General features: G+C 68.5%; 19 protein-coding genes. 14 read left to right on the forward strand and 5 right to left on the reverse strand.

Features of this window, described 5'->3' with window-relative positions; all coding sequences use genetic code 11:
- Positions 1–4: 4 nt before the first annotated feature.
- Genes pcaG through AC6JAM_RS09190 form a run of 8 tightly spaced genes read left to right on the forward strand, consistent with a single transcriptional unit; the run spans position 5 to position 6,692 of the window.
- Positions 5–562, forward strand: a complete 558-nt coding sequence (pcaG, locus tag AC6JAM_RS09155) for a protocatechuate 3,4-dioxygenase subunit alpha (protein ID WP_018769801.1) — start codon at positions 5–7, stop codon at positions 560–562.
- Entirely contained in the window at positions 559–2,034 is a 1,476-nt protein-coding gene (locus AC6JAM_RS09160; protein ID WP_018769800.1) for a lyase family protein, read from the forward strand. The genes pcaG and AC6JAM_RS09160 overlap by 4 nt, the downstream gene beginning before the upstream one ends.
- Complete coding sequence (locus AC6JAM_RS09165; RefSeq protein ID WP_018769799.1) at positions 2,027–2,845, forward strand: alpha/beta fold hydrolase; 819 nt, start codon at positions 2,027–2,029, stop codon at positions 2,843–2,845. The genes AC6JAM_RS09160 and AC6JAM_RS09165 overlap by 8 nt, the downstream gene beginning before the upstream one ends.
- Positions 2,842–3,282, forward strand: coding sequence for a 4-carboxymuconolactone decarboxylase (gene pcaC, locus AC6JAM_RS09170; RefSeq protein ID WP_018769798.1), 441 nt, complete (start codon positions 2,842–2,844; stop codon positions 3,280–3,282). Before AC6JAM_RS09165 ends, pcaC begins: the two co-directional genes overlap by 4 nt.
- Positions 3,279–4,478 (forward strand): thiolase family protein, encoded by a 1,200-nt coding sequence (locus AC6JAM_RS09175; RefSeq protein ID WP_018769797.1) that lies wholly within the window; start codon positions 3,279–3,281, stop codon positions 4,476–4,478. Before pcaC ends, AC6JAM_RS09175 begins: the two co-directional genes overlap by 4 nt.
- Positions 4,478–5,179, forward strand: a complete 702-nt coding sequence (locus tag AC6JAM_RS09180; protein WP_018769796.1) for a 3-oxoacid CoA-transferase subunit A — start codon at positions 4,478–4,480, stop codon at positions 5,177–5,179. The genes AC6JAM_RS09175 and AC6JAM_RS09180 overlap by 1 nt, the downstream gene beginning before the upstream one ends.
- A 2-nt stretch (positions 5,180–5,181) precedes the next feature.
- Complete coding sequence (locus tag AC6JAM_RS09185; protein ID WP_056392424.1) at positions 5,182–5,856, forward strand: 3-oxoacid CoA-transferase subunit B; 675 nt, start codon at positions 5,182–5,184, stop codon at positions 5,854–5,856.
- A gap of 23 nt (positions 5,857–5,879) precedes the next feature.
- Positions 5,880–6,692 (forward strand): IclR family transcriptional regulator domain-containing protein, encoded by an 813-nt coding sequence (locus AC6JAM_RS09190; protein ID WP_497934510.1) that lies wholly within the window; start codon positions 5,880–5,882, stop codon positions 6,690–6,692.
- A 160-nt stretch (positions 6,693–6,852) separates the two neighbouring features.
- Here AC6JAM_RS09190 and AC6JAM_RS09195 read toward each other — a convergent pair whose 3' ends face one another.
- On the reverse strand, positions 6,853–8,190 hold the full coding sequence (locus AC6JAM_RS09195; protein ID WP_142070083.1) for an MFS transporter: 1,338 nt from the start codon (positions 8,188–8,190) through the stop codon (positions 6,853–6,855).
- A gap of 138 nt (positions 8,191–8,328) precedes the next feature.
- Here AC6JAM_RS09195 and AC6JAM_RS09200 point away from each other — a divergent pair, with 138 nt between their 5' ends.
- From AC6JAM_RS09200 to AC6JAM_RS09225, 6 genes are all read left to right on the forward strand, one after another.
- The gene (locus tag AC6JAM_RS09200) at positions 8,329–9,153 is read left to right on the forward strand and encodes a shikimate dehydrogenase family protein (protein WP_497934511.1); all 825 of its coding nucleotides are present in this window, start codon (positions 8,329–8,331) and stop codon (positions 9,151–9,153) included.
- Between the two features lie 118 nt (positions 9,154–9,271).
- Positions 9,272–10,054 carry an IclR family transcriptional regulator domain-containing protein gene (locus tag AC6JAM_RS09205; protein ID WP_497934512.1) on the forward strand — a complete coding sequence of 261 codons (783 nt, stop codon included), beginning with the start codon at positions 9,272–9,274 and terminating at the stop codon, positions 10,052–10,054.
- A gap of 161 nt (positions 10,055–10,215) precedes the next feature.
- A complete protein-coding gene (locus AC6JAM_RS09210; protein WP_018769789.1) occupies positions 10,216–11,427 on the forward strand; it encodes a Re/Si-specific NAD(P)(+) transhydrogenase subunit alpha in 1,212 nt (403 codons plus the stop codon).
- A complete protein-coding gene (locus AC6JAM_RS09215; protein ID WP_497934514.1) occupies positions 11,427–11,750 on the forward strand; it encodes an NAD(P) transhydrogenase subunit alpha part 2 in 324 nt (107 codons plus the stop codon). Before AC6JAM_RS09210 ends, AC6JAM_RS09215 begins: the two co-directional genes overlap by 1 nt.
- On the forward strand, positions 11,747–13,120 hold the full coding sequence (locus AC6JAM_RS09220; RefSeq protein WP_018769787.1) for an NAD(P)(+) transhydrogenase (Re/Si-specific) subunit beta: 1,374 nt from the start codon (positions 11,747–11,749) through the stop codon (positions 13,118–13,120). Before AC6JAM_RS09215 ends, AC6JAM_RS09220 begins: the two co-directional genes overlap by 4 nt.
- 72 nt (positions 13,121–13,192) lie before the next feature.
- Positions 13,193–14,113, forward strand: a complete 921-nt coding sequence (locus AC6JAM_RS09225; protein WP_056392433.1) for a diacylglycerol/lipid kinase family protein — start codon at positions 13,193–13,195, stop codon at positions 14,111–14,113.
- 6 nt (positions 14,114–14,119) lie between these two features.
- Here the strand turns inward: AC6JAM_RS09225 and AC6JAM_RS09230 are convergent, their stop codons facing one another.
- Genes AC6JAM_RS09230 through AC6JAM_RS09245 form a run of 4 tightly spaced genes read right to left on the reverse strand, consistent with a single transcriptional unit; the run spans position 14,120 to position 17,780 of the window.
- A complete protein-coding gene (locus AC6JAM_RS09230) occupies positions 14,120–14,845 on the reverse strand; it encodes a maleate cis-trans isomerase family protein (RefSeq protein WP_497934515.1) in 726 nt (241 codons plus the stop codon).
- 8 nt (positions 14,846–14,853) lie between these two features.
- Positions 14,854–16,281: an amidohydrolase family protein gene (locus AC6JAM_RS09235; protein WP_488315394.1), complete on the reverse strand. Its 1,428-nt coding sequence runs from the start codon at positions 16,279–16,281 to the stop codon at positions 14,854–14,856.
- A gap of 30 nt (positions 16,282–16,311) precedes the next feature.
- Positions 16,312–17,100, reverse strand: coding sequence for an aspartate/glutamate racemase family protein (locus tag AC6JAM_RS09240; RefSeq protein ID WP_018769783.1), 789 nt, complete (start codon positions 17,098–17,100; stop codon positions 16,312–16,314).
- Positions 17,097–17,780: a GntR family transcriptional regulator gene (locus AC6JAM_RS09245; protein ID WP_018769782.1), complete on the reverse strand. Its 684-nt coding sequence runs from the start codon at positions 17,778–17,780 to the stop codon at positions 17,097–17,099. Before AC6JAM_RS09245 ends, AC6JAM_RS09240 begins: the two co-directional genes overlap by 4 nt.
- Positions 17,781–17,844 lie beyond the last annotated feature (64 nt).

Here is a 17,844-nt window from a genome sequence, read left to right on the forward strand (position 1 = left end):
GAAAATGAGCACCAAACTTGTTCCCACCCCGGGCCAGACCGTTGGCCCCTTCTATGGCTATGCGCTTCCGTTCGAGAAGGACAACGAGCTGCTGCCTCCCGGCTTCCCGGGCTCCATCCGCCTGCAGGGCACCGTCTACGACGGCGCCGGCCACACCATCCCGGACGCCATCCTGGAAATCTGGCAGCCGGACGCCGACGGCAGGGTTGTCCAGCGCACCGGCTCCCTGGTCCGCGACGGCTACACCTTCACCGGGTGGGGCCGCGGCGCCGTGGGCAACTCCGGCGTTTTCACGTTCACCACGGTCAACCCCGGCCCCACCAAACCGGGCGCGGCGCCGTTCATCTCCGTGGCGCTCTTTGCCCGCGGCCTGACCAACCGGCTGTTCACCCGCATCTACCTGCCTGAGGACGCCGAGGCGCTGGCCAACGACCCCCTGCTCAGCTCGCTGGATCCGGAGCGCCGCAAGACGCTCATCGCCCGCCGCGACCCTGACGGCGGCCTCACCTGGGACATCCGCCTCCAGGGTGAGGGCGAGACGGTCTTCCTGGACTTCCAGTGACCAACGCCGCCCCGGGAGATCTGCGCGCCTTCGCGGAAGAGGCCGACGCCGGCCTGCTCAGTCCCGTATCAGCGTCACCGTTGGTGGCGGCGCTGACGGGGGACCGGGCAGTGCTGGCGGCGATCCTCGCCGTCGAATCGGGCTGGGCAGCCGTGCTGCAACGGGCCGGCCTGGCACCTGCCGGTTCTGCCGCCGTCGTGGCTTCCGCTGCCGAGGCAGGGCGATACGACCTCGCCGACATCGCGCTGCGTGCCCAGGGCGGCGGCAACCCGGTCATTCCGCTGCTGGCGGACCTCCGGAAGAAGGTGGCCGCGCTGGACAGCGCCGGGATCGGTGCCGGGAAGGCCGTGCATACCTCCCTGACCAGCCAGGACGTGCTGGACACCGCCCTCATGCTGGTGGCCCGCAACACCGTCCACGCCGTGCTGGCCGACCTCAAAGGCACCGCCGCGGCGCTGGCCGCCCTGGCGGGGCAACATGCGCAGACGCTGTGCGTGGGCCGGAGCCTGACGCAGCATTCGCTTCCCTATACCTTCGGGCTCCGGGCCGCGCAGTGGTTCCAGGGCGTGGCCGCCGCGGGCCGGCAGCTGCAAGGCCTGGAGTTCCCGGTCCAGTTCGGCGGGGCTGCGGGAACGCTCGCCGCCGGAACCGTGCTGACCGACGGATCCACTGCCACCCCGTTTACCCTGGCCGATGCCCTGGCCGCCCAGCTGGGCCTGGCCCCCGCGGCGGCTCCCTGGCACACCAACCGGCTGGCCATCACGTCCCTTGGGCATGGGCTGGCTTCGGTTTTGGATGCGTTCGGAAAGATCGCCGCGGACGTCCTGTTCCTGAGCAGGCCCGAGGTGGCCGAGCTTGCCGAGCCACGCGCTCCCGGGCGCGGGGTTTCCTCTGCCATGCCGCAAAAGCAGAACCCGGTCCTGTCCGTCCTGGTCCGCAGCGCCGCACTGCAGGCGCCCGGCCTGGCTGCCCAGCTGCACCTGGCCGCCGCCACCTTCAACGACGAACGCCCGGACGGCGCCTGGCACATCGAATGGCCGGCACTCCGCCAGCTCCTGGCGCTCACGCTCGGCGCTGCCGGACATATCCGTGAGCTCGCCGAAGGACTCCAGGTGTTCCCCGACGCCATGCGCCGCAACCTGGACCTGTCCGGGCCGCTGCTGCTGGCAGAAGGCGTCAGCGCGGCCGTGGCGCCCCTCCTGGACGGGAAGGACGGCCGCACCGGCAAGCAGCAGCTGCAGGACGTGGTGGACGAGACCCTTCAAGCACCGCCTTCCGACCAGGCCGCCACCTACCGGAAGCTGCTCCGCGAGGCCGTCCCTGCCGCCGTCGTTCCCGACCAGCGGCTGGAGGAGCTCCTGGACCCCGGCAGCTACCTGGGCCAGGCGGCCGAGATCTCCCGCCGCATCCTGGCGGCGTTCCCCGACTTTGATTCCCAGACCACCGACGCGAACGGAGCTTCCCGTGGCTAAGCCAACCCTGAAGGCAGCGCTGCTGTCCCCCCAGCGACCCCTTGGCGACCACCCCCTGCTGGTGGCGGGCCCATCCCTGGGCACCTCCTCCATCCTGTGGAACAGGGTGGCCACCCTGCTCGGCAATGACTACGACGTGGTCGCCTGGGACCTGCCCGGCCACGGCGTCTCTCCGGCAGCCACCGAAACCTTCGACGTCGCAGCCCTCGCGGACGCCGTGGTGGACCTGGTGGATTCCATCGCCCCCGGTGAAACATTCCACTACGCCGGCGTTTCACTGGGCGGCGCCGTGGGCCTGCAGCTGGGCATCAAGCACGGCGAGCGGCTCAAGAGCCTCTCCATCCAGAACAGCGGGGCGAAGATCGGCACCCCGGAGGGCTGGCTGGAACGGGCCGAAACGGTCCGCGCCCAGGGCACACCCGTGATGATCCAGGGCTCGGCGCAGCGCTGGTTCGCGCCGGGCTACATGGACCGGGAACCCGAGTTCAGCAGCCGGCTCCTGCACGCCCTGCGCGACGCCGACCGTTTCAGCTACGCCTTCTGCTGCGAGGCCCTGGCCTCCTTCGACGTCCGCAGCCAGCTGGGCAGCATCCGCGTCCCCACCCAGGTCATCGCCGGCGCGGTGGACGGCGTGGCGACGCCGGCCATGGCTGACGAGGTGGCAGCCGGCATCACCGCCGGGGGCGGCACCGCCACTGCCGTCACGCTGGAAGGCGTGGCGCACCTGGCACCGGCCGAGGCTCCCGCGCATGTTGCCGATCTCATGCGCAGCCTGATCAGCTGGACCGAATCCCAAGGAGCAGCCAAGTGAGCGGAAATGAGCGGCACGGCGTGGTCCAGCCCGGCGCCACCAGCCAGGAGATTTACGACGGCGGCATGGTGGTCCGGCGCGAAGTCCTGGGGGACGCGCACGTGGACCGGGCCAACGCCAACAAGGATGAGTTCACCGAGGACTTCCAGGACATGATCACCCGGATCGCCTGGGGTGGTATCTGGACCCGCCCGGGGCTCCCGCGCCAGATGCGCTCCGCCGTCACCATCACTGCCATGGTGGCGCACGGGCACTGGGAAGAGCTGGCCATGCATATCCGCGCCGCCCTCCGGAACGGCCTGAGCAGGGACGAGATCAAGGAGATCCTGCTCCAGACCGCCATCTACTGCGGCGTCCCCTCCGCCAACACCGCCTTCAAGACAGCACAGCAGGTGTTCCACGACATGGACAACACCGGAACGGATAAAACCCCATGAACCAGGCATTTGTGTACGACGCCGTGCGCACCCCCTTTGGCAAGTTCGGTTCCGGCCTCGCCGGCGTCCGGCCGGATGACCTTGCCGCGCACGTTATCAGCGAGTCCGTGAAGCGGGCACCCGGGCTTGATCCGGAGCGGATCGATGAGGTGGTGTTCGGCAACGCCAACGGCGCGGGCGAGGAAAACCGCAACATCGCGCGGATGGGAACCCTTCTGGCCGGGTTGCCGGTGTCCATCCCGGGCACCACGGTCAACCGGCTCTGCGGCTCGTCCCTGGACGCGGCGATCATCGCGTCGCGGCAGGTCAACGCCGGCGACGCCGACCTGGTGCTGGTGGGCGGGGCCGAGTCGATGTCCCGTGCCCCGTGGGTGCTGCCCAAGACGGAGAAGCCCTACCCGGCCGGGGACATGACCCTGGCCTCCACCACCCTGGGCTGGCGGCTGGTGAACAAGGCCATGCCCAAGGATTGGACCATCTCCCTGGGCGAGGCCACCGAGCGGCTGCGCGAGAAGTACAACGTGACCCGCGAGGCGCAGGACGAGTTCGCCGCGGCCTCCCACAACCTCTCCGCCGCCGCCTGGGATGAAGGGTTTTACGACAACCTGGTCGCCCCGGTGCCCGGGACGGACCTGGTCCGCGACGAAGGCATCCGTGCCGGATCGTCGGTGGAGAAGCTGGCCGGGCTGAAGACCGTGTTCCGGACCGAGAACGGCACGGTGACCGCCGGGAACGCATCCCCGCTGTCCGACGGCGCCTCCGCGGCGTGGATCGGATCCGAGGCGGCCGCCGGGCTGCTGGGGCTGGACCCGCTGGCCCGGATCGCCGGCCGCGGCGCGCACGCGAATGATCCGCAGTACTTCGGCTACGCACCCGTCGAGGCGGCGAACAAAGCCCTCGCCAAGGCGGGCATCGGCTGGGACCAGGTGGGCGCCGTCGAACTTAACGAAGCGTTCGCCGCCCAGTCCCTGGCCTGCATCAACGCCTGGGGCATCGATCCCTCGATCGTGAACCGGCATGGCGGGGCCATCGCGATGGGCCATCCGCTGGGTGCCTCCGGCACCCGGATCCTGGGCACCCTGGCCCGGTCCCTGCAGGCCTCCGGCGAACGCTGGGGCGTCGCCGCCATCTGCATCGGCGTGGGCCAGGGCCTGGCCGTGGTACTCGAGAACGTCACCGCTGGAAAGGACCAGTAATGCTGACTTTTGTTGACACCGTCCAGGAAGCCGTGGCCGGCATCAAGGACGGCTCCACCGTGATGATCGGCGGCTTCGGCAACGCCGGCCAGCCGTTCGAACTGATCGACGCGCTGCTGGACTGCGGCGCCACGGACCTGACCGTGGTGAACAACAACGCCGGGCAGGGCGACCAGGGCCTGGCCCTGCTCATCAAGGAAGGCCGGGTGCGGAAGATGATCTGCTCCTTCCCGCGGCAGTCCGATTCCTGGCACTTCGACGCCAAGTACAAGGCCGGCGAGATCGAGCTGGAACTGGTGCCGCAGGGCAACCTGGCCGAACGGATCCGTGCCGCCGGGGCAGGCATCGGCGGGTTCTTCACCCCCACCGGATACGGCACCATGCTGGCCGAGGGCAAGGAAACGCGGATCATTGACGGCCGCGGCCAGGTCTTTGAAACCCCCATCCACGCCGACGTCGCCCTGATCAAGGCACTGAAGGCGGACGGCAAGGGCAACCTGGTCTACCGCAAGACGGCCCGGAACTTCGGCCCCATCATGGCTGCCGCCGCGAAGCAGAGCATCGTGCAGGTCTCCGAGATCGTGCCCACGGGGGCGCTGGACCCGGAAAACGTGGTCACCCCCGGCATTTACGTCAACACGGTTGTCCGCGTCCCGGCCTCAGACCGCAGCGCAACCGGCACCAGCGGAAAGGTGGCCTGACCTTGACCACTGCAACATCACTCCAGACCTCCGCCACGCCCCTGGGCCGGGATGACCTCGCCCGGCTCGTGGCCCGCGACATCGCCCCGGGCTCGTTCGTGAACCTCGGGATCGGCCAGCCCACCCTGGTGTCCAACTACCTCACCGAGGACCAGAACATCACCCTCCACACCGAGAACGGCATGCTGGGCATGGGCCCCGAAGCCAAGGGCGACGAGATCGATGAGGACCTGATCAATGCCGGCAAGATTCCCGTGACCGAACTCCCGGGCGCTTCCTACTTCCACCACGCCGACTCCTTCGCCATCATGCGCGGCGGGCACCTGGACATCTGCGTACTGGGCGCCTTCCAGGTCTCGGCCACCGGTGACCTGGCCAACTGGCACACCGGCGCACCCGGGGCGATTCCCGCCGTCGGAGGTGCCATGGACCTGGCCACCGGCGCCAAGGACGTCTTCGTCATGATGACCCTCCTGACCCGCGACGGCGCCTCCAAGATCGTCGAGGCCTGCACCTACCCGGTCACCGGCGTCAACTGCGTCACCCGCGTCTACACGGACAAGGCCGTCTTCCTCACCGGTCCCAACGGTGTCACCGTCCGCGAGACTTTTGGCTGCACCCTCGAGGAACTCCAGGAACTCATCCCCGTCCCGCTCAAGGCCGCCTCGGCCGGCTAAGGACGGCCCTAGGATTGGTTACCATGACCGACGCCGCAGGTACCGATATCCAGCCAACCCCGCAGGCCAGCGACCAGTACGTCCAGTCGCTGGCCCGCGGGCTGGCGGTGATCCGCGCCTTCGACGCCGACCGGCCGGTCATGACGCTCACCGAGGTGGCGGGCCGCACGGGCCTGACCCGTGCCACGGCACGCCGGTTCCTGCACACCCTGGTGGAGCTGGGGTACGTGCGCACCGACGGCAAGACCTTCGCGCTGACGGCCAAAGTCCTCCAGCTGGGCTACGCCTACCTCTCCGGGCTGTCGCTGCCCCAACTGGCCCAGCCGCACCTGGAGGAACTGTCCCTCAAACTCGGCGAATCGACGTCGGCCGCCGTGCTGGACGGCGCCGACATCGCCTACATTGCCCGCGTCACCACGCGCCGCATCATGACCATCGGGATCACCGTGGGCACCCGGTTCCCCGCCTACGCCACCTCCATGGGCCGGGTCCTGCTGGCCCACCTGCCGGCGTCGGACCTCAAGGCCTATCTCGCCGCGGCCGACATCAAGCCCCTGACCCCCCGCGCCCTCGGGTCCGTCCAGGAACTGCTGGCCGTCCTGGAAACGGTCCGTGCACAGGGCTGGTGCCTGCTGGACCAGGAACTGGAGCTGGGCCTGATGTCCGTTGCCGCTCCTGTGTACGACGGACCCAAGGTGGTGGCCGCCGTGAACGTCTCCCTGCAGGCCCAGTCCGTGGAGGCCAAACCGGACCGGGAAGCCTACCTGGCCTCGGTGGCGCAGGAGATCATGGCCACCGCGAAACTCATCTCCGCGGACCTGACCGCCCGCGGATAACAAAAACCCCAGCCGCGCGTCCACTCCTGGCCTGAGTGCGCCGGGACTGTTCCTGCGCACTCAACCAGGGCCACGCCGCGCCGCCAGGTTAAGCAAGAGGACGACGGCGGGTGCTTCCCGCCGTCGTCCTCTTCTGTTCGTTTTGGGGCTGTGAATGCCCCTACCGGACGGGGTTGCCCAGCTCCCGCAGCGGCGTCTTGGCGGTCTCGCGCGCCCACCAGGCGCCGGCCACGGCGAGGATCGACGAGCCCGCCACGATCCAGGCTGCCGGTCCCCAGTTCGCCTTGTCGGCGCCCACCAGGGCGGTGCCGAGCAGCGGGGTGAAACCGGCGCACAGTATGCCGATCTGGAGCCCGATGGCCATGCCGGAGTAGCGGACCTTGACGTTGAAGAGCTCGGAGAACCAGGCCGGGTAGATCGCGTTGGACATGGCATAGGTGCCGGCGGTGATCAGCGTGCTGGTCAGGAAGATCATGGGGATGTTGCCGGTGGCGATCACCGAGAAATACACGAAGATCATGATGCCGGAGCCCAGGACGCCGATGATGAAGATGGGCCGGCGGCCGAACGTGTCCGACAGGCGCGCGGTCAGGGGCTGGGTGAAGACGGCCAGGATGTTGCCCACGATGCTGACCCACAGCATGGTGGAAGCGGGAACGCCGACGGACACGGCGTAGGCCAGGCCGAATGACTGCATGAACGTGTTGGTGACCGTTTCGAAGGACATGAGCGCCACCTGGAAGAACTGCGCCGGGTGGGTCTGGAACATCTTGGCGAACGGAAGCTTCACCAGTTCACCGTGCTCCTGCTTTTCCTCGAAGACCTCAGGTTCGGCCAGTGACCGGCGGACCAGGTAGGCGACGATGAGCACGATCAGGGAGAGCCAGAACGGGATCCGCCAGCCCCAGGCGAGGCGGTCGGCCTCGCTCATGGCAGCCACGGGCAGGAAGGCCAGGGATGCCAGGACGATGCCCGCGGAAATGCCGCTCATGGCAAAGCTGGCGAAGAAGCCGCGCCGGCCCTCGGGAGCCTCTTCCGTGGAGAGGGCGGAGGCGCCGGCCGTCTCGGCGCCGGCGGAGAGGCCCTGCATCAGGCGGAGCAGGACCAGCAGCGCGGGTGCCCAGTAGCCGGCGGTGTTGAAGTCCGGCAGGGCGCCGATGAGGAACGTTGCGCTGCCCATGAGCACCAGGGTGAGCACGAGCGTATTCTTCCGGCCGATCTTGTCACCAAGGTGGCCGAACACCACGGCGCCGAAGGGCCGGGCCACGTATGCCACGCCGAACGTGGCGAAGGAGGCCAGCAAGGCAACCGTGGGGTCGCCCGCCGGGAAGAAGATCTTCGAGAAGACGAGGGAAGCGGCAGTGGCGTAGATGAAGAAGTCGTAGTACTCCAGGGCGCCGCCGAGGAATGCGGCCAGCGCTGCCTTCTTGGCGCGCTTTAGCCGGCGTTGTGCCTCAGGCGTCGGCTTGGCCTGGGCTCCTGCTGCGATGTCGGTCATGTCCGGGTTTTCCTTCCACGCTGAAGGCGGGGGATCTGTTCTATTTGTACGCATTGCGAACATGTGTGCGTAATGCGCCTAGAAAGAGGATACTAGTCGGTGACGCCAATCACAACGCCGACGGAAAGGTGCTTCACGATGGAACCCTCCCGCTTAGTCCTGATCGGATCAGCAGCTTCCAAGGCCATGTCCCCGCGCCTCTGGAATCCTGTTTTCCAGGAACTCGGCCTTGGATGGACCTACGATGCCTGGGATGTGCCGGCCGGCGGCGACCTCGACGAGGTCCGCAGGCGGCTCCTGGCGCCCGGCATCGTGGCGGCCAACGTGACCATGCCGCACAAGCACTGGGCGGCGGAAACAGCGGACGAGGCAACAGACCCGGTCCTGTTGAGCGGTGCCTGCAACCTCCTGGTTCGAAAGGGCACACGGCTGGTGGGGCACAACACCGATATATCCGCCGTGACCGCGCTGCTGGGCGGCCAGTACCAACGGCACGCCCTCCTCCTGGGCGCCGGTGGAGCGGCAAGGGCCGCGATGATCGCCCTGGAGGGGCATCTGGGGACCGTTTCCATCACTGACCGCGACCCGCACGCCGCGGCGGAATTGCTGGATCTCGCCCGGGAACGCGGCATGGACGCCCGGACGGTCTCCTGGCAGCAGGGGCAGGAGCTGTCCGCCGATGCCTCCCTGATCGTGAATGCCACTCCCATCGGCAAAAGCATGTCCGACGGTCCGGCATGGGGCGACGGCCCACTCGCCCCTGACGCCGTCCTCTATGACTTCGTGTATGCCCGCCACACCACTGCAAGCGTGGCCCGGGCGCGCGGCATGGGAGTCCGGTGCATCGATGGCTGGGAGCACCTGCGGGAACAGGCGGTGGCCATGGTGCCGCTCCTGGGGCTCGACGGGCAGTCCGGGAGGCTGCTCAAGGAAACGCTGGAACGCATCCGGGCCGCCTCCTGACCGGCGGGCCGCCCCCCCGCACTCCAGTGCCCACCGGGCCGATATGATCGGACAGGCGCTGAAGCCCGGCGGACCCTGTGCCGGGGCGCCGACAGTCGGGAGAGGAACCGCAACGTTCATGGAGGAGCAGCCAGCCTACTTTGTGAAGTCGGTTGAGAAGGCCTTCGACGTGCTGCTAACCTTTTCCGCCGACCAGCCACGGCTCACTGTTTCCCAGGTTGCTGCCCGGACCGACATGACCCGCGCCTCCGCGCGCCGGTTCCTCCTGACCCTGGCAGATCTTGGCTACCTCCGCGCCGAGGGCCAGGCCTTTGAACTGACCGCCCGTTCCCTGGACATCGGTCGGGCCTACCTGGCCGGCCTTACGCTTCCCGGGGTGGCCCAGCCGCACCTCAAGGAACTGGCGGAGGACCTGAACGAGACCACGGCCTTGTGCATCCTCGACGGCGGCGACGTGGTTTACGTTGCCTGCGTGCCGTCGCCGCGGCTGTTGAGCGTCTCCATTACCGTGGGGACCCGGTTTCCGGCCTGGGCGACGTCAATGGGCCGGGTGCTCCTCGCCGGAATGCCCCCGGCGCAGCTTGAGGAGTATCTCCGCACAGTCCAGCTGCACCGCTACACCGACCGCTCCATCAGCAGCATTGACGACCTGCGTTCCGAAGTGGAGCTGGCCCGTAAAAGGGGCTGGTCCATGGTTTCCCAGGAGCTCGAGGAAGGCCTGCGCGGCGTGGCCGTGCCGGTGCGGCGGGGGAACGAGGTGGTGGCTGCGGCGAATGTTTCACTGCAGACGCACCGGGCCGCCGCCCAGGACATTGAAGCGTCAGTCCTTCCCCCGTTGATGGAGACCGCGCGGCGGATCGCACTCGATTACGGCGGCCCTGGCCCAACCACCCGCGGCTGACCCTCCCTCCCGCGGTGGACCGCACTCAAGGCCGCTTGCCATGTAACTGTTTCCACACAAGCACAGCGCACCACTCCCGCCGTAGCTGAACGGGCCATAGACTCTAGCCAACTGCGTGCAGCAGAGCCGCTGCATCGCTTGTCAGGAGGAGGGGTCGGCGGGTGAAACTGGGCATACCGCGGGAACGCCGGGAGGGCGAGCGTCGTGTGGCCGCCACGCCGGATACCGTCAGGCAGCTGGCCGGGATGGGGCTGGAGGTCCTGGTGGAGACCGGGGCGGGGGACGGCGCCGGGCACGCCGACCAGGCATACCAAAACGCCGGCGCCGCCGTCGTCCCGGAACTCAACACCACGGCCCTCGACATCCTGGCGCATGTCCGCCCCCTTGACCCGCACACCGCCGCGTCCCTGAAAAGGGGAGCCGTCACCGTGGGGCTCGCGTCGCCGTCGTCCGAGCTGCCGGCAGTGCAGGCGCTCGCGGACAACGGGGTGACCTCCTTCGCCCTTGAACTGGTGCCCCGCATTTCCCGCGCCCAGTCCATGGACGCCCTCAGCTCGCAGGCGCTGGTGGCCGGCTACCGCTGCGTGCTGGAGGCTGCCATCCGGCTGCCCCGCTTCTTCCCGCTCTACATGACGGCCGCGGGAACCATTCCGCCCGCCAGGGTCCTGGTCCTCGGAGCCGGGGTGGCGGGGCTGCAGGCCATCGGCACGGCCAAGCGCCTGGGCGCCCGGGTTTTCGCCAACGACATCCGTCCGGCTTCCGCGGACGAGGTTGCCTCCATGGGCGGCACCTTCATCCGGCTGGACCTGGAGACGGCGGAGGCGGCCGGCGGCTACGCCCGGCAGCTGAGCTCCGATGCCGGCACACGGCAGCGGCAGCTGCTGGCGCCGCACGTGGCTCAGTCGGACGTGCTGATTACGACGGCGGCAGTCCCCGGGCGCCCCGCACCCCTCCTGGTGACGCGCGGGATGGTGCAGGGCATGCGGCCCGGGTCGGTGGTGGTTGATCTCGCCGCGGAGTCCGGCGGCAACGTGGAGGGTTCGGTACCGGGCCAGGACATCCCCATCCCCACCGCCGATGGAATGGGGCACGTCACCCTGGTGGGCCTGAAGGACCCGGCCTCGGCGATGGCGTCGGACGCCTCCCGTCTTTACGCCAAGAACGTGGCCAACCTGCTGGCCCTGCTGGTGCGCCCGGATGACGCCGGTGCCGGCGGGCTCACCCTGGATTTCGACGACGAAGTGGTGGCCGGTGCCTGCCTCACCCACGACGGCGTGGTGCGGCACCAGCCCACGGCGGAGCTGCTGGCCGCCCGCGCACGTGCCGCCGCAGAGCCGGCCACGGCCGCGGCCCGGCAGGAAGGAACGCTCTGATGGACGGAACAGCCCTGCTGACCATTACGGTACTGGCGGTGTTCGTCGGCTTCGAAGTGGTGTCCAAGGTCTCCAGCACCCTGCACACGCCGCTGATGTCCGGTGCCAACGCCATCCACGGCATCATCCTTGTCGGTGCCATCATTGTGGCCGGCCAGGCAGCAGACCCATGGGTCCTGGCGGTGGCGCTGCTCGCCGTTGTCCTTGCCACCGCCAACCTGGTGGGCGGGTTCGTGGTGACGGACCGGATGCTGCACATGTTCCATGCCAGGAAGGGCGCAGCCCCAAAAGGTGCCGTGCAGCCTGAAACGGGCAGCAAATGAGCCTCCTCGACCCCATCGGGACCTCCCTGCTCTACCTCGTCGCGGCGGTCTGCTTCATCCTGGCCCTGCGCGGGCTCAGTTCCCCGCGGACCGCGCGCCGCGGAAACCTGGTGGGCGCACTCGGTGCGCTGATCGCCGTCGTCACGGTGTTCCTGTCCGCCCGGCTGGAGAACATCCCCTGGATCCTGGCCGCCATCGCGGTGGGCAGCGTGGTGGCGGCACCCGTGGCCCGGCGCGTGAAGATGACGCAGATGCCCCAGCTGGTGGCGCTGTTCAACGGCGTGGGCGGCGGCGCGGCTGCCTTGGTGGCCCTCCTGGAACTGGGCCATGCCGGCAATCCCTGGGTCCGCGTGGCCATCGTGTTTACGCTCCTGGTGGGTGCCGTTTCCTTCGCCGGTTCCGGCGTCACCTTCGCCAAGCTGCAGGAACTGATGACCACCCGGCCCGTGGTGTTCCCGGGCCTCCCGGTGGTGATGGCCGTGGTCCTGCTCGCCGCAGTGGCCGCCGGCGTGGCCGTGGTGCTCACCGCCTCGCTGCCCCTTGCGGTCCTGCTGTTGCTGCTGGGCCTTGCCGCCGGCGTCCTGCTGGTGCTGCCGGTAGGCGGCGCCGACGTGCCAATCGTCATCTCGCTGCTGAACGCCTTTACCGGCCTGGCCGTCGCGGCGTCCGGCCTGGTGCTGGGCAACGTCCTGCTGGTGGTGGCCGGGACCCTGGTGGGGGCTTCGGGCACCATCCTCACCCGGGCCATGGCCGCCGCCATGGGCCGGAGCGTGGCGGGCATCCTGTTCGGGGCTTTCAGGGGAGGTTCGACGGCGGGGTCCACCGCCGTGAGCGAGCGTCCGGTCCGTTCGTCCTCGGCCGAGGACGTGGCGGTCCTTTTGGGGTACGCCCAGCGGGTGATCATCGTCCCCGGCTACGGCCTGGCCGTGGCGCAGGGCCAACATACGGCCGCCGAGCTGGCCCTGGCCCTGGAGGCCCGAGGCATCGAAGTGGATTTTGCCATCCATCCCGTGGCCGGCCGGATGCCCGGACACATGAACGTGCTCCTGGCCGAGGCCAACGTCCCGTACGAGTCGCTCAAGGAGATGGGCGAGATCAACCCGCAGTTCAAGACGACGGACGTGGCCCTGGTGGTGGGCGCCAACGACGTGGTGAACCCCGCCGCCAAGACTTCGTCCGGCTCACCGATCTACGGCATGCCCATCCTTGAAGTGGCGGAGGCGCGGCAGGTGGTGTTCCTCAAGCGGTCCATGCGCCCGGGATTCGCCGGCATCGAGAACGACCTGCTGTATGAACCCCAGACATCGCTGCTGTTCGGCGACGCCAAGGACTCCCTGGCCCAGGTGCTGGGCGCGGTCAAGGCCCTGTAGGCGCGGAACGGCGCACCGGGCGGGTTACCCTTCTCTCAGAAGCTTGCTTTCCATCCGCCATCAGAGGACGCCATGACTGACAACAGCTCCACTTCGCCCAAACGTGCCGCCATCATCGTCAATCCTGCCAAGCCGGTGGATATCGACGTGCGCGGCCTGGTGGCCAAGCACTGCGTGGAAAACGGGTGGGGGGAAGCCATTTGGCTGGAAACCACCAAGGAGGATCCGGGCGTCGGCCAGGCGAAGGAAGCGCTGGCCCAGGGTGCGGACATCGTGATCGCGGCCGGCGGCGACGGCACCGTGAGGTGCGTTGCCGAGGTCCTGGCCGGCAGCGACACCCCCATGGGCCTGCTGCCGCTGGGGACGGGCAACCTGCTGGCGCGCAACCTGGGCATGGACGTCACCGACTACGACGGCGCCATGGCCGGGGCCCTCATCGGCACGGAGCGGAAGATCGACGTGGTCCGGGCCCGGCGCAGCGACCCGGACAAGGACCAGCTCTTCCTGGTCATGGCCGGCCTGGGCTATGACGCCACCATCATGGCGGACACCAACGAGGACCTGAAGGACAAGGTGGGCTGGCTGGCCTACGTGGACGCCGGCATCCGGAACCTGCCCGGCAAACCGGTCAAGGCTACCGTGGTGATCGACGGCAAGCCCGTGGTGCACCGGGGCGTCCGCAGCGTGATGGTGGGCAACTGCGGCAAGGTCCAGGGCGGTCTTGAAATCTTCCCTGATGCCAAGGTGGACGACGGCCTGCTGGACATCGCCATCCTGGCTCCCCACCACGGAAAGCTGGGGTGGCTCTCCGTGGTGGCGGGAATGATCGGCAAGGGCCGCGGCAAGGACACCGCCGTGGAGTACTTCCAGGGCAAGACCGTTGAGATCACGCTGGAACACAAGGACGACTACCAGTTGGACGGGGACCACGAAGGCGAGAGCAAGCACGTGCTCATGACCATGGAGCCCGGCGCCCTGACCTTGCGGATGTAGGGCGGTTTAGCCCAGCAGCCGTCCCCAGCGTGGTTCCAGCAACGGCGCGCCTGCCAGTTTCAGAGCGTGCCAGAGGGTGACGGCAACGGAGTCCAACACCGGCACTCCGGTGCTGTCCTCGATTTCGGCGGCGATGTTGGCCCCGTAGAGGTTGGTGCACAGGTACACCAGGGCGTCCGGGGCATTGGCTGCGAGTTCCAGGGACCCCGGGCGCACCTCGTCGTCGGTGACCCGGGCAAAGGACTCGTTGTCGCTCAAACCCAGCGCCCGGTGGTCCACGGTCTTGATGCCTTCGCGCTCGTAGCAGGCGATGACCCGGTGGTTCACGTCCGCGGTGTAGGGGGTGAACAGGCCGATCCGCTCCGTGCCGAAGGTCCGGAAGGCTTCCAGGTAGGCAAGCGTGGAGGTGGTGGCGGGGATGCCCGTGGCGCCGCTGATCCCGGCCGCCAACTCCTGGTCGTGCGCCGGGCCCAGCCACGAGCCTGAAGTGCCGTTCCAGGCAATCACGTCCACGTCCGCCGTCGCCAGCAGCGCTGCTGCCTCCTGCATGACTGTGGGATCGAACTGGCGGTCGGAGGAGTCATCGAGCGCGATGCGGGTGACTGGGATCCGGGTGAAGTGCACCGTGACGTCGGTGCGGACGCCCAGGATGCGGTAGGTCTGCGGTTCCAGGCAGGTGTTGGAGGACGGCACGATCATGCCGATCCGGCGGGGGCGTGTGCTTGCAGGCATGGGGGCTCCTAGAGGGCGGCGGCGAGTCGGGAAGCTTCGGGGGCAGCAGACTGGTGCTGCCGGAAGCCGGTGCGGTTGATGAAGCGGCCCACGGCGCCGGGGTCATGGAAGCCGTCCGCGTCCAGGACCACGCGTCCCTTGGAAACAACGACGGCGGGCCAGCCAGTGAGTGCCTTCCCGTCAAAAGGCGAGAAGTCCGTTCCCATGTGCAGGGCCGCGCCGTTCACGGTGCGTTCCTCTGCGGGGTCGAAAACCACCAGGTCGGCGTCGAACCCCTCGGCGATGCAGCCTTTGCCGGGCACGGCGTTGATCCGTGCCGGCGCGGCAGCGAAAGCCTCCACGAACTGCTCCACGGTTGCCCCGGCGGAGGTCATCGCGGTGAACGTCACCGGCATCCGCGTCTCCACGCCGGGCAGTCCGTGCGGCATGGCGCGCACGTCGTCGGTGCGCTCGCGCTTCTGGGACAGGTCGTAGCAGGAGTGGTCGGAGGACATGGTGTGGATGGCTCCGGACACCAGCCGCTCCTTGAGGGCGGCCACGGTTTCCGGGCTGCGCATGGGCGGGCAGCAGGCGAACCACTCGGGGAAGGTGGATCCGTAGACGGAATCGTCCAGCGTGACGTAATGCGGGCAGGTCTCGGAGTAGGCCTCCAGTCCCCGGGAGCGGGCTTCGCTCACCAGGTCCACTGCCCCGGGCGTGGACTGGTGGACGAAGTACACCGGGGCGCCGGTGTATTCGGCCATGGCCAGGGTTTCCTTGACCGAGATCTCCTCGGCCAGTTCCGGCCGGGTCCGGTGCAGGTGTTCGATGCCGATCCGCCCGTCCTCCGCGTGCTGGGCGGTGCAGTCGGCGATGATGGGATCGTGTTCGGCGTGGATGTACGTCAACCCGTCCAGCCGGACCATTTCCCGCATGACCTTCAGGATGGTGTCGCCGTCGGCCATGGTGGTGCCCCGGTTGGTGGTGTACATCTTCACCGACCGGACGCCTTCCGCTGCCAGCTGCTCAAGCTGCCACGGGACGGTTTCGTCCCAGGTGACCACGGCGCCGTGAAGGGCAACATCGCAGCGGGACTCCGTGGCGAGTTCCTTCTTGTGCAGGGCGGCGGCGAGCGGGGTTTCCTGGGCGTCGCGGGGAATTCCGAAATCGATGATGGTGGTGGTTCCGCCCCACAGCGCTGCCGTGGAGGTGGTCCGGTAGTCGTCCAGGGTGCGGAATCGCCCCGTGACCTGGGCCACGTGGCAGTGTCCGTCCACGCCGCCGGGGATCACGAGTTTGCCCGCCGCATCGATGGTGCGGTCCGCCGCGGGGACGGGCCCGGCGGCGTCGACGAGCCGGGCAATGCGGCCGTCGTGGACCACGACGTGCGCCTCCCGGCGGCCGTGGCTGTTCACCACGGTGGCGTTGGCAATGACGAGTTGTGGCTGGTGGGACATCGGTGTCCTCCTAAAGTTGTTGGGCTCTGGCTAGGCGGCGGGCTGGGGGGTGCCGGCGTGCTCCTGGCGGGCGGCAAGGGCCGCGTCCAGATTTGGCGACAGGCCCTTGCGGTCCTTGGCCGGCGGCGGGGCGAAGGCGCCGGCGCGGTGCGGCCCGGATTGCAGCGCGGCAACGGCCTCGGCCATGCGGATGCCTGCGGAGATGCCATCCACCACAGGGACGGGAATCTGCCCCGTGAGGTCGCGGGCCAGGCCGGCCAGCGGGGCGCCGGCGAGGATCACGACGTCGGCGCCGTCCTCCGCCACGGCCTGCCGGCTGAGTGCCAGCAGGGTTTCCCTGAAGTCCTGCTGGACGGAGGCGATGCTGTTCAGGGAGTCATTGATGGAACGGATGGAGGCCAGACGTCCGGCAAGTCCGAACTGCTCCACGCACTCGCGGTACCAGGGCTTGATCCGGTCCGAGATGGCGATGATGGAGAACCGGTGGCCCTGCAGTGCTGCTGCGCACAGGGCGGCCTCGGTGATCCCGATGACGGGCACCTCGGCCAGTTCCTTGAGGGCCGGCATTCCCGGGTCCCCGAAGGCAGCCACCACCACGGCGTCCACCCGGTCTGCGCCGGGACGGGTGTGTTCGGCAATGATCTCTGCCACGGCACCCGCGGCGATGAGGGCTTCGAAGCGGGTCTCGATGTACTCCACGCCGTGCCCGGCAGTCCTGACCAGCAGTTCGGTGCCGGCGGAGGCGGAACGGAGCGCCTCGGATTCAATCAGCGCGGTGACATCGGCGCTGATGTTGGGGTTGATGACCAGGAGTTTCATTTTCTCTTCCGGTGGAATTCTGGTTCGGTCTTCTGGAAGTCCTCGGGAAACTGGTCCCGGTACTTTCCAATGTGTGATGCGGACTGGGCGGCTGCCTTGTCCGGATCGCCGCTGGCAATGGCGGTGTACAGGTCGCGGTGTTCGCGGATGAGTTCGGGCAGGTCGCTGACATGCCGGAACAGCCAGTGCATGCGGCCCTGGAGGGGTTCCAGGGCGGACTTGAGGAAGTTGTTGTCCGCGATGCGGGTGATGGCGTCGTGGAATTCGCTGTTGGAGCGGTGCGCCTCCATCACTGATCCCTTGGCCAGGAAGGTTTCCGCATCGTCCAGCAGCCCCTTCAAATGGGCGAGGTCCTCCTTGGTGGCCCGTTTGGCGGCGAGCCGGCATGCCAGGACTTCCAGGGACTGGCGGACATCGAAGAGGTCCTCCACGTCCTTGGGGCTGAGGCTGCTCACCTCAGCCCCGCGGGCGCCCCGGTCGCTGATCAGGCCTTCCTGGCGAAGCATGCGCAGGGCCTCGCGGACCGGCAGCCGGGAGACGGAGAATTCGGCTGCCAGGTCGCGTTCCACCAGCCGCGTGCCGGGAGCGTAGTGTCCTTCGAAAATCCTGGTGCGGAGGGTGTCCCGGACAGTCTCGCGGAGGGGGCGGTCCTTGTCCTGGGTCTCTTCTGCGGTCAGCATGATGCTCCATTCGGATTTTGTACGGCACTGCTCCCGGCTGCCGGGGCGTTGGTTGCAAGTTTCC

The organism is Arthrobacter sp. GmRoot5-12 (assembly GCF_059739365.1).

What these genes read in the sequence shown, in the direction of transcription:
- pcaG (WP_018769801.1), top strand. Translation starts at nt 5, where the DNA reads ATGAGCACCAAACTTGTTCCCACCCCGGGCCAGACCGTTGGCCCCTTC.
- AC6JAM_RS09175 (WP_018769797.1), top strand. Translation starts at nt 3,279, where the DNA reads ATGAACCAGGCATTTGTGTACGACGCCGTGCGCACCCCCTTTGGCAAG.
- AC6JAM_RS09235 (WP_488315394.1), bottom strand. Translation starts at nt 16,281, where the DNA reads ATGTCCCACCAGCCACAACTCGTCATTGCCAACGCCACCGTGGTGAAC.
- AC6JAM_RS09245 (WP_018769782.1), bottom strand. Translation starts at nt 17,780, where the DNA reads ATGCTGACCGCAGAAGAGACCCAGGACAAGGACCGCCCCCTCCGCGAG.
- AC6JAM_RS09240 (WP_018769783.1), bottom strand. Translation starts at nt 17,100, where the DNA reads ATGAAACTCCTGGTCATCAACCCCAACATCAGCGCCGATGTCACCGCG.
- AC6JAM_RS09230 (WP_497934515.1), bottom strand. Translation starts at nt 14,845, where the DNA reads ATGCCTGCAAGCACACGCCCCCGCCGGATCGGCATGATCGTGCCGTCC.
- AC6JAM_RS09220 (WP_018769787.1), top strand. Translation starts at nt 11,747, where the DNA reads ATGAGCCTCCTCGACCCCATCGGGACCTCCCTGCTCTACCTCGTCGCG.
- AC6JAM_RS09200 (WP_497934511.1), top strand. Translation starts at nt 8,329, where the DNA reads ATGGAACCCTCCCGCTTAGTCCTGATCGGATCAGCAGCTTCCAAGGCC.
- AC6JAM_RS09190 (WP_497934510.1), top strand. Translation starts at nt 5,880, where the DNA reads ATGACCGACGCCGCAGGTACCGATATCCAGCCAACCCCGCAGGCCAGC.
- AC6JAM_RS09180 (WP_018769796.1), top strand. Translation starts at nt 4,478, where the DNA reads ATGCTGACTTTTGTTGACACCGTCCAGGAAGCCGTGGCCGGCATCAAG.
- AC6JAM_RS09215 (WP_497934514.1), top strand. Translation starts at nt 11,427, where the DNA reads ATGGACGGAACAGCCCTGCTGACCATTACGGTACTGGCGGTGTTCGTC.
- AC6JAM_RS09195 (WP_142070083.1), bottom strand. Translation starts at nt 8,190, where the DNA reads ATGACCGACATCGCAGCAGGAGCCCAGGCCAAGCCGACGCCTGAGGCA.
- AC6JAM_RS09225 (WP_056392433.1), top strand. Translation starts at nt 13,193, where the DNA reads ATGACTGACAACAGCTCCACTTCGCCCAAACGTGCCGCCATCATCGTC.
- AC6JAM_RS09205 (WP_497934512.1), top strand. Translation starts at nt 9,272, where the DNA reads ATGGAGGAGCAGCCAGCCTACTTTGTGAAGTCGGTTGAGAAGGCCTTC.